Here is a 9,867-nt window from a genome sequence, read left to right on the forward strand (position 1 = left end):
TCGCACTGCGCCATCTTCTCGGCGAAGACGGGTGCGGTGTCGAGGAGTTCGACGGCCATGCCGGCCCACTGCGAACCCTGCCCCGGGAAGACGAAGACCCGGCGTCCGCCGGCGTCCGCGGCGCCCCGCACGAGGTGCTGGTCCTGGTCACCGGCGGCCAGCGCCGCCAGCGCGCCGGCCCGGTCGCCGCCGAGCAGCACCGCCCGGTGCTCGAAGGCACCGCGCCCGGTCGCCAGCGAGTGGCCGACGTCCACCGGATCGCCACCGGTGGCGCGCAGCCGCCCGCCGAGCCGGCCGGCCAGCGCCGCCAGCGCCTCCGCGCTCTTGGCCGACACCGGCCAGGGCAGTTCGGCGGGCGGACGCTCCCGGGACGGGGCGACGGCCTCCTCGGGGGCCTGTTCCAGCACCGCGTGCGCGTTGGTGCCGCTGAAGCCGAACGAGGAGACGGCGATCCGGCGCGGGCGCCCGTCCTCGGTCTCCCACGGGCGCGGCTCGGTCAGCAGCTCGACCGCGCCCGCCGACCAGTCGACGTGCGGGGTCGGCTCGTCCGCGTGCAGGGTCCTGGGCAGTACGGCGTGCCGCAGCGCCAGCACGCTCTTGATCACCCCGGCGACGCCCGAGGCGGCCTGGGTGTGGCCGATGTTGGACTTCAGCGAACCCAGCCACAGCGGCCGGTCCTCGGGCCGTTCCTGTCCGTAGGTGGCCAGCAGCGCGTCCGCCTCGATCGGGTCGCCCAGCGTGGTGCCGGTGCCGTGCGCCTCCACCGCGTCCACCTCGGCGGCCGACAGCCCGGAGTTGGCCAGCGCCTGACGGATCACCCGCTGCTGGGCCAGCCCGTTGGGCGCCGACAGGCCGTTGCTGGCACCGTCCTGGTTGACCGCCGAGCCGCGCAGCACCGCGAGCACCGGGTGGCCGTTGCGGCGCGCGTCGGAGAGCCGCTCCAGCAGCACCACACCCACGCCCTCGGCCAGACCCATGCCGTCCGCGCTCGCGCCGAAGGCCTTGCACCGCCCGTCGGCGGCCAGCCCGCGCTGGCGCGAGAAGCCGACGAACACGCCCGGGGTGGCCATCACGGCCACGCCGCCGGCCAGCGCCAGCGAGCAGTCGCCGCTGCGCAGCCCCTGCGCCGCCAGGTGCAGGGCGACCAGCGAGGAGGAGCACGCGGTGTCGACGGTGACCGCGGGACCCTCCAGACCCAGCGTGTACGAGACCCGCCCGGAGACCACGGAGGCCGCGGCCCCCGCCACCAGGTGCCCCTCGGTGCCCTCCGGCGCGCCGGAGGCCGCGATCGAGCCGTAGTCCTGGTAGTTGACGCCGACGAAGACCCCGGTCCGGCTCTCCCGCAGCCCGGCCGGGTCGAGACCGGCCCGCTCCAGCGCCTCCCAGGAGCTCTCCAGCAGCAGCCGCTGCTGCGGGTCCATGGCGACCGCCTCACGCGGACTGATCCCGAAGAACGCCGGGTCGAAGTCGCCCGCGTCGTACAGGAAGCCGCCCTCCTTGACGTACGAGTGACCGGACCGGTCCGGGTCCGGGTCGTACAGGTCGGCGGGCCAGCCGCGGTCGGTGGGCAGCGCGCCGATCGCCTCGCCGCCGTCCAGCAGCAGCTGCCACAGCTTCTCCGGCTCGTCGATCCCGCCGGGGAAGCGGCAGCTCATCGAGACGATGGCGATCGGCTCGGCCGGGTCGCCGGCGGTGCCGGCCGGAGCGGGCTCGGGCCGCGCCGGCTCCAGCAGCAGTTCGCCGCGCAGCGCGGTGGCCAGGGCCTGCGCCGAGGAGTGGTCGAAGACCACGGTGGTGCGCAGCCGCAGGCCGGTGACCGCGTTCAGGCGGTTGCGCAGCTCGACGGCGATCAGCGAGTCGAAACCCAGCTCGCGGAAGGCGCGGGTCGGCGCGACGGAGTCCACCGAGTCGTGTCCGAGCACATCGGCGGCGTGCCGGCGGACCAGCTCCAGCAGGATCCGGTCCACCTCGGCACCGGACTGTCCGCGCAGGGCGCGGCGCAGCGCGGCGCCCGCCTCGCCCTCCTCGTCCCGCTCGGCCTCGGCCGCCTCCGCGAGCGCCCTGACCTCGGGGATCTCGGCGATCAGCGGGCTGGGCCGCACCGAGGTGAAGACCGGCACGAACCGCGCCCAGTCGACATCGGCGACCAGCACGGTCGTCTCGTCGTCGTCCAGCACCCGCTGCAGGCCCGCGAGCGCGAGCCGGGGGTCCAGGAACGGGATGCCCCGCTCCATCAGCTGGCGCTCCAGCTCGGTGGTGGCCAGCCCGCCGCCGGCCGCGCTCCAGATGCCCCAGACGATCGAGGTGGCCGTCAGGCCCCGGCCGCGCCGGTGCTCGGCCAGCGCGTCCAGGTAGGCGTTGGCCGCCGCGTAGGCGCCGTGGTCCGCGCTGCCCCACACGCCGGAGACCGAGGAGAACAGGACGAAGGCGTCCAGCTCGGTGTCCCGGAAGATCTCGTCGAGGTGGGCCGCGCCCAGGGCCTTGGCCGCCAGGGTGGCCGCGAGTTCGCGCGGCCCGAGCTCCCGGACGGTGCCCAGCTGTACGGCGGCGGCGGTGTGCAGCACGGCACGGACCGGGTCGCCGGCCGCGGCCAGCCCGTCCACCAGCGCGCGCAGCGCGGTGAGGTCGGCCAGATCGCAGGCGGCCAGGGTGACCCGGCAGCCCAGTACGCCCAGCTCGCGGGCCAGCTCGGCGGCGCCGGGCGCCCGTTCGCCGCGCCGGCTGACCAGCACCAGGTGCTCGGCGCCGGTCCGGGCCAGCTGCCGGGCCACCTGGGCGCCCAGACCGCCGGTCCCGCCGGTGATCAGCACGGTGCCGCTCGGGCGCCAGTCACGCGGGGCCGGGGCCTTGGCGGCGCGCACCAGCCGGCGGGCGAACACCCCGTCCGGGCGCAGCGCGACCTGGTCCTCGGCGCCGTCGCCCGCCAGCAGCGCGAGCAGGCGCCCGAGCGCCCGCTCGTCGTCCGCCGCCGACGGCCCGTCGAGCGGCGGCAGGTCCACCAGGCCGCCCCAGAGCGCCGGGTGCTCCAGCGCCACCACCCGGCCCAGGCCCCAGACCTGGGCCCGCAGCGGGTGGCTCGGCCACTCGCTCCCGCCGGTGGCGGCCGCGCCCCGGGTCAGGCACCACAGCGCTGCCCCGGTGTCCAGCTCCAGCAGGGCGCGCACCAGCGTGGTGGTCGCCGCCAGACCGACCGGGAGCGCGGGCAGTCCGGGCACCGCCCGGTCGTCCAGCGCGAGCAGGCTGATCACCCCGGCCGGCCGGGGGCGGTCCCGCAGCGCCGCGCGCAGCCGCTCGGTCAGCGTGTCCCGGTCGACGCGGGGATCGTCGACGACGACCGGCAGCACCTCGGCGCCGGCGGCGGTCAGCAGGGCGGCCAGTCGCTCGCCCACCGGGTCGGCGTCGGGCGCCTCCGCGCCGCTGACCAGCAGCCAGGTGCCCCGCGGCGCGGCGGCCGCGGGCTCGGGCAGGCGGCGCCAGGCGAGCCGGTAGCGCCAGCCGTCCAGCACGGTCCGGTCGTGGCGGTGGCGCCGCCAGCCCGCCAGCGGTGCCAGCACCTCGCGCCAGCCGTCCGCGCTCACGCCCAGGGTCTCCGCCACCGCGTCGGCGTCCTCGCGGTCCACGGCGGCCCAGAAGTCGGTGTCCGCCGGGTCGGCGGCCGCCACCGGCGAGGCCGAGGTGTCCAGCCAGAACGGGCGGTTCTGGAACGCGTAGGTGGGCAGCTCCACCGGGCCGCCCGGGTGCGCGTCGAAGAGCGGCGAGAAGTCCACCGGCACGCCGTTCACCCACGCCTGGGCCAGCGCCGACAGCACGCGCGCGAGCCCGCCCTCGTCCCGACGCAGCGTGCCGAGCACCACGGTGTCGGTGTGCCCGACGTCCTCCAGCACGTCCTGCATCGGCACGGCCAGCACCGGGTGCGGGCTGATCTCCAGCAGCACCGTGCCGTCGTGGCCCAACGCCGAACGCAGGGCCGCGTCGAAGTCCACGGTCTCGCGCAGATTGCGGAACCAGTAGCCGGCGTCCAGCTCGGCGGCGTCCAGCCGCCCGCCCGTGACGGCGGAGTGGAACGGCACCCGGCCCTCCAGCGGCCGCACGTCGGCCAGTGCCGCGAACAGCTCCTCGCGCAGGCTCTCCACGTGCGCCGAGTGGCCCGCCACGTCGACGGCCACCCTCCGGGTCCGGATCCCCTCGGCCTCGCACCCGGCCAGCAGCTCGGCCAGCTCGGCCGGGTCGCCGGAGACCACCACCGAGGTCGGGCTGTTGACGGCGGCCACGGACAGCCGGCCCTCCCAACGGCGCAGCCGCTCGCGCGCCCGCGCGGCCGGCAGGTTCACCGTGGCCATCGCGCCGGTGCCGGACAGCGGCGACTGGAGCCGGCTGCGCAGCGCGACCACCTTGGCGCCGTCCTCCAGGGAGAGGGCGCCGGCGACGACGGCGGCGGCGATCTCGCCCTGGCTGTGGCCGACCACGGCGGCCGGTTCGACGCCGTACGAGCGCCACAGCGCGGCCAGCGAGACCATCACCGCCCACAGCGCCGGCTGCACCACGTCGATCCGGTCCAGCGACGGCGCGCCGGGCTCGTCGCGCAGCACCTCGACGAGCGACCAGCCCACGTGCGGTTCCAGGGCTGCGGCGCAGTCGGCCACCGAGCGGGCGAAGACCGGCGATTCGAGGAGCAGTTCGCGGGCCATGCCCGGCCACTGCGAGCCCTGGCCGGGGAAGACGAACACCGTCCGGTCCCGCCCGTCGCCGAACGCGCGGCCGGACACGGCGCCCGGCGCGGAGCCGTCCTCGGCCAGGGCGGTCAGCCCGCGCAGCAGGTCGCCGGGCTCCGCGGCCACCACCGCCGCGCGGTGCTCGAAGGCCGACCGGGTGGTGGCCAGCGCGCGGCCGACGTCCACCGGACGCAGCCCGGGGCGGGCCGAGAGGTGCGCGGCCAGCCGGGCCGCCTGGGCCCGCAGCGCCTCCGGGCTCTGCCCGGAGACCAGCCACGGCACCGCCGTCGGCCGGCCGGCGGGCACGGCCGGTGCGGGCTCCGCCGCCGGGGCCTCCTCCAGCACCACGTGCGCGTTGGTGCCGCTCATCCCGAAGGAGGAGACGCCGGCCCGGCGCGGTCGCCCGTCCGGCCGCCAGTCCCGTGCCTCGGTCAGCAGCTCGACGGCGCCCGCCGACCAGTCGACGTGCGGGGTCGGCGCGTCCACGTGGAGGGTGCGCGGCAGCACGCCGTGCCGCATCGCCAGCACCATCTTGATCACGCCCGCCACCCCGGCCGCGGCCTGGGTGTGGCCGATGTTGGACTTCAGCGAGCCCAGCCACAGCGGCCGGTCGGACGGGCGTCCCTGCCCGTAGGTGGCCAGCAGCGAGTCCGCCTCGATCGGGTCGCCGAGCGTGGTGCCGGTGCCGTGCCCCTCGACCGCGTCGACGTCGGCGCCGGACAGGCCGGCGTCGGCCAGCGCGGCCTGGACGACCCGCTGCTGGGAGGGGCCGTTGGGGGCGGTCAGGCCGTTGCTGGCGCCGTCCTGGTTGACCGCCGAGCCGCGCAGCAGGGCGAGCACCGGGTGGCCGTTGCGGCGGGCGTCGGAGAGCCGTTCGACCAGCAGCACGCCGACGCCCTCGCCCCAGCCGGTGCCGTCCGCGGCCGCCGCGAACGGCTTGCACCGGCCGTCCGCCGCCATCCCGCCCTGCCGGGCGATCTCCAGGAAGGCGCCGGGCAGGGCCATCACGTTGGCGCCGCCGACCAGCGCCAGCGAGCACTCGCCGGACCGCAGGGCCTGGGCGGCCAGGTGCAGGGCGACCAGCGAGGCCGAGCAGGCGGTGTCCACGCTCAACGACGGGCCCTCAAGGCCCATCGCGTACGAGACCCGGCCGGAGAGCACGCTGATCGCGTTGCCGGTCATCAGGAAGCCCTTGACGGCCTCCGGGGCGCTCTGCCCCAGCGTGCCGTACCCCTGGTCCACGGCGGTCACGTAGACGCCGGTGGAGCTGCCGCGCAGCGCGTGCGGGTCGATGCCGGCCCGCTCCACGGCCTCCCAGCAGGCGAGCAGCAGCAGCCGCTGCTGCGGGTCCATGGCGACCGCCTCGCGCGGGCTGATCCCGAAGAACGCCGGGTCGAAGCCGCCCGCGTCGTCCAGGAAGGCGCCGCGCGCCGGGGAACCGCCGGCCGCCAGCGCGCCCAGGTCCCAGCCCCGGTCGCCGGGCAGGCCGGTCATCGCGTCCCGGTCGGCGGCCAGCAGCTCCCAGAGGTCCTCCGGGGTGTTCACTCCGCCGCCGAAGCGGCAGCTCATCGAGACGATGGCGATCGGCTCGTGGCTCTTCGCCTCGGCCTCGCGCAGCCGCTGCCGGGTCTGCTGGAGGTCGATGGTCACGCGGTTGAGGTAGTCGCGCAGCTTCTGGTCGCTCACGGGGTTTCCTGCACCTTCGTCTTGAGGAGGGGGGAGTCCTGCGCGGGGGCGTGTGCGCGCGCCGTCGGGCGCGGGGGCCTCACTGCCCCTCCAACTGCTGGTCGAGGTAGGCGAAGATCTCGTCGTCGGTCGCGGCGACGATGGCGTCGGCGCTCGCGGCCTCGGCCGGCGGGCGCTCCAGCGTGCGCGCCAGCACCTCGCGCAGCCGGTGCGCCAGTTCCTCGCGGACCGGGGTCTCGGGGTCGAGCGTCGCGAACACGGTCTCCCACCGCTCCAGCTCGGCGAGCAGGGCGTCCGGGTCCGCGGCGGTCGCGGCGGGGACGCGCTCGGCGGCCTTCGCCGCCAGACGGCGGGCCAGCGCCTCCGGCGTCGGGTAGTCGAAGACCATGGCGGCCGGCAGCCGGACCCCGGTCGCGGCCACCAGCCGGTTGCGCAGCTCGACGCCGGTCAGCGAGTCGAAGCCGATCTCCTTGAACGGGCGGGCCGGCCGGATCCGCTCCGGCGAGGAGTGCCCGAGGACGGCGGCGGCGTGACCGCGCACCAGGTCGAGCAGCAGCCGGTGGGACTCGGCGGCGCTCAGTGTGGCCAGCCGCTCCAGCAGGCCGCTCGCGGCCTGCTCGCCCGGCCTGGCCACGACGGCCCGCGCCCTGGAGCGGCGGACCAGCCCGCTCCACAGGGCCGGCCCGTCCGCGCGCAGCGCCGCCCGGTCGACCCGGGCCGCCAGCAGGTAGTGGTGCGGGCCGGCCAGCGCCAGGTCCAGCAGCGCCAGGCCCTCGGCGGAGGAGAGCGCGCCCGCCCCGCCCCGGGCCATCCGGCGCAGCTCGGCGCCGCCGATCCGCTCGGTCAGCGCGCTGCGCTCCTCCCACAGGCCCCAGCCGATGGACAGCCCCGGCCGTCCCTCGGCCCCGCGCCGGACGGCCAGGCCGTCCAGGACGGCGTTCGCCGCCGCGTAGTTGGCCTGCCCGGGGGTGCCGAGCAGACCGGCGCCGGAGGAGAACAGCACGAAGGCCGCCAGGTCCTCGTCGACGGTCAGCTCGTGCAGCGCGATCGCCGCGTCCGCCTTGGGCCGCAGGACCCGGGACAACTGCTCGTCGGTCAGCGACTCGGCGAGTCCGTCGTCCAGCAGGCCGGCCGCGTGCACCACGGCCGTCAGCGGGCGGTCCGCGGGCACGCCCGCGAGCAGCCCGGCCAGTGCGCCGCGGTCCGCGACGTCGCAGGACACCACCGTGGCCCGCGCGCCCAGGTCGGCCAGTTCGGCCACCAGCGCTCCGGCCTCGTCGGCCCGCGGCCCGCGCCGGCTCGCCAGCAGCAGGTGGCGTACGCCGTGCCCGGTCACCAGGTGCCGGGCCACCAGGCGGCCCAGCGTGCCGGTCCCGCCGGTGACCAGGACCGTGCCCTCGGGGTCGAGCGGGGCGGGCAGCCGCAGCACGTTCTTGCCCACGTGCCGGGCCTGGCTCAGGTGCCGCAGGGCCTGCGGCGCCTCGCGGACGTCCCAGCAGGTCAGTGGCAGGGGGGTGAGCACACCGCGGTCGAACAGCGCCAGGATCTCGGTCAGCATCTCGCCGATCCGCTCGGGGCCGGCCTCCATCAGGTCGAAGGCCCGGTAGCCGACCCCCGGATGGTCGGCCGCGATCCGCTCGGCCGACCGGATGTCGGTCTTGCCCAGCTCCAGGAACCGCCCGCCGCCCGGCAGCAGCCGCAGGGAGGCGTTCACGAACTCCCGCGCCAGGCAGTTCAGGACCAGGTCCACCCCGCGCCCCAGCGTGGTCGCCAGGAACCGGTCGGCGAACTCCAGGGTGCGCGAGGAGGCCAGCCGTCCGTCCGGCAGACCGGCCTCGCGCAGCACCTCCCACTTGTGCTCGCTCGCCGTGCCGAAGACCTCGGCCCCGGCGTGCCGGGCCAGCTGGACGGCGGCCAGGCCCACCCCGCCGCTCGCCGCGTGGACCAGCACCGACTCCCCGTGGCGCAGGCCGCCGAGGTCGAACAGGCCGTAGTAGGCGGTCAGGTAGACGACCGGCACGGAGGCGGCCCGCGCGAACGACCAGCCGTCCGGGATCCGCGCCACGGTGCGCCGGTCCGCCACCGCCTGGGGGCCGAAGGCCGAGCCGAAGATCCCCAGCACCCGGTCACCCGGCGCCAGGTCGGTGACCTCGGCGCCGACCTCCAGCACCACGCCCGCGCCCTCGCTGCCCAGGCCCTGCTGGTCCGGGGTCAGCCCGAGGGTCACCGCGACGTCCCGGAAGTTCACGCCCGCCGCCCGGACCGCGATCCGCACCTCGCCGGCGCCCAGCGGCGCGGGCACGTACGGCAGCGGCGCCACGCCCTCCGGGGTACCGTCACCGGTGGCCTCCAGCCGCCAGAGCGGCTCGCCCGCCGGGAGCGTCAGCAGCTCCGGCCGCGCCGCGGCCGCCAGCCGTGGCACCAGGTACTCCGAGCCGCGCAGGGCGAGCTGGTTCTCGCCCTCGGGCGGCAGCGAGCTCGGCAGGACGCCGGGGTGCTCGGTGTCGAGCAGGACGAAGCGGTCCGGGTGCTCGTTCTGCGCACTGCGCAGCAGGCCCCAGACCGCCGCCTGGGCCAGGTCCACCGGCCGGTCGCCCGGGCGGGTGCGCACCGCGCCGACGGTGCGCAGCACCAGCCGGGAGCCGGCGAACCGCTCCTCGGCCAGCCAGTTCCGGACCAGCGCGAGGGCGCGTGCGACCGTGCGGTGCAGACGGGCCGCCGGATCGGGTCCGTCGGCGCTCCCGGTGGCGTCGGCACCGCCGCCGTCCGTGCCGGTGTCGTCCCTGCCGCCGCCGTCCGTGTCGTCACCGGTCGGGCAGTCGGCGAACAGCACGGGCGGGACGGGCTCCTCCGCGTCGGTCGGGTCGAACGCGTCGAGCGGGACCCAGGAGCCGACCGGCCCGCCGCCGACGGGCTGCCAGTCGAGCCGGAACAGCCGGTCCCCGTCGGCCGCCGGCCCGAACGCGTCGGCTCCCACCGGTCGCAGCACCAGTGAGTCCACCGTCAGGACCGGGCGCCCCGTCAGGTCGTACGCGTCGAGCCGCACCGCCTCCGGGCCGTCCGCCGACACGCGGACCCGCAGCGAGGTCGCGCCGCTCGCGTGGGCGCTCACCCCGGTCCAGCTGAACGGCAGCCGGGCCTGCCCGCTCTGACCGGTCAGCAGCGCGCACGCCTGCAGCGCGGCGTCCAGCAGGGCCGGGTGCGCGGTGCAGCCGGCGGCCTCGGCGTGCCGGCGCGGGTCCAGCGCGATCTCCGCGAACACCTCGTCGTTGCGTCGCCAGGCGGCGGTCAGGCCCCGGAAGGCGGGGCCGTAGCCGTAGCCGGCCTCGGCGAACCGCTCGTAGAGGCCGTCCAGGTCCACCGTTTCGGCCCGCGGTGGTGGCCAGGTGGTCAGGTCGTGGTGGGGGGTGGTGGTCGGTGGTGGGGTGGTGAGGGTGCCGGTGGCGTGGAGGGTCCAGGTGGTGGTGTG

2 protein-coding genes are annotated in these 9,867 nt (G+C 77.1%); both read right to left on the reverse strand.

Annotated features, from left to right (window positions below; translation table 11 throughout):
- Positions 1 to 6,398 (reverse strand): type I polyketide synthase (locus ACFXHB_RS43345; RefSeq protein WP_380582520.1); only part of this gene is annotated, 6,398 nt, incomplete at its 3' end.
- 79 nt (positions 6,399 to 6,477) lie between these two features.
- On the reverse strand, positions 6,478 to 9,867 hold a 3,390-nt coding region (locus tag ACFXHB_RS43350; protein ID WP_380582522.1), incomplete at its 5' end, for an SDR family NAD(P)-dependent oxidoreductase.

It is taken from the genome of Kitasatospora sp. NPDC059327 (genome assembly GCF_042752535.1).
Classification (GTDB): domain Bacteria; phylum Actinomycetota; class Actinomycetes; order Streptomycetales; family Streptomycetaceae; genus Kitasatospora.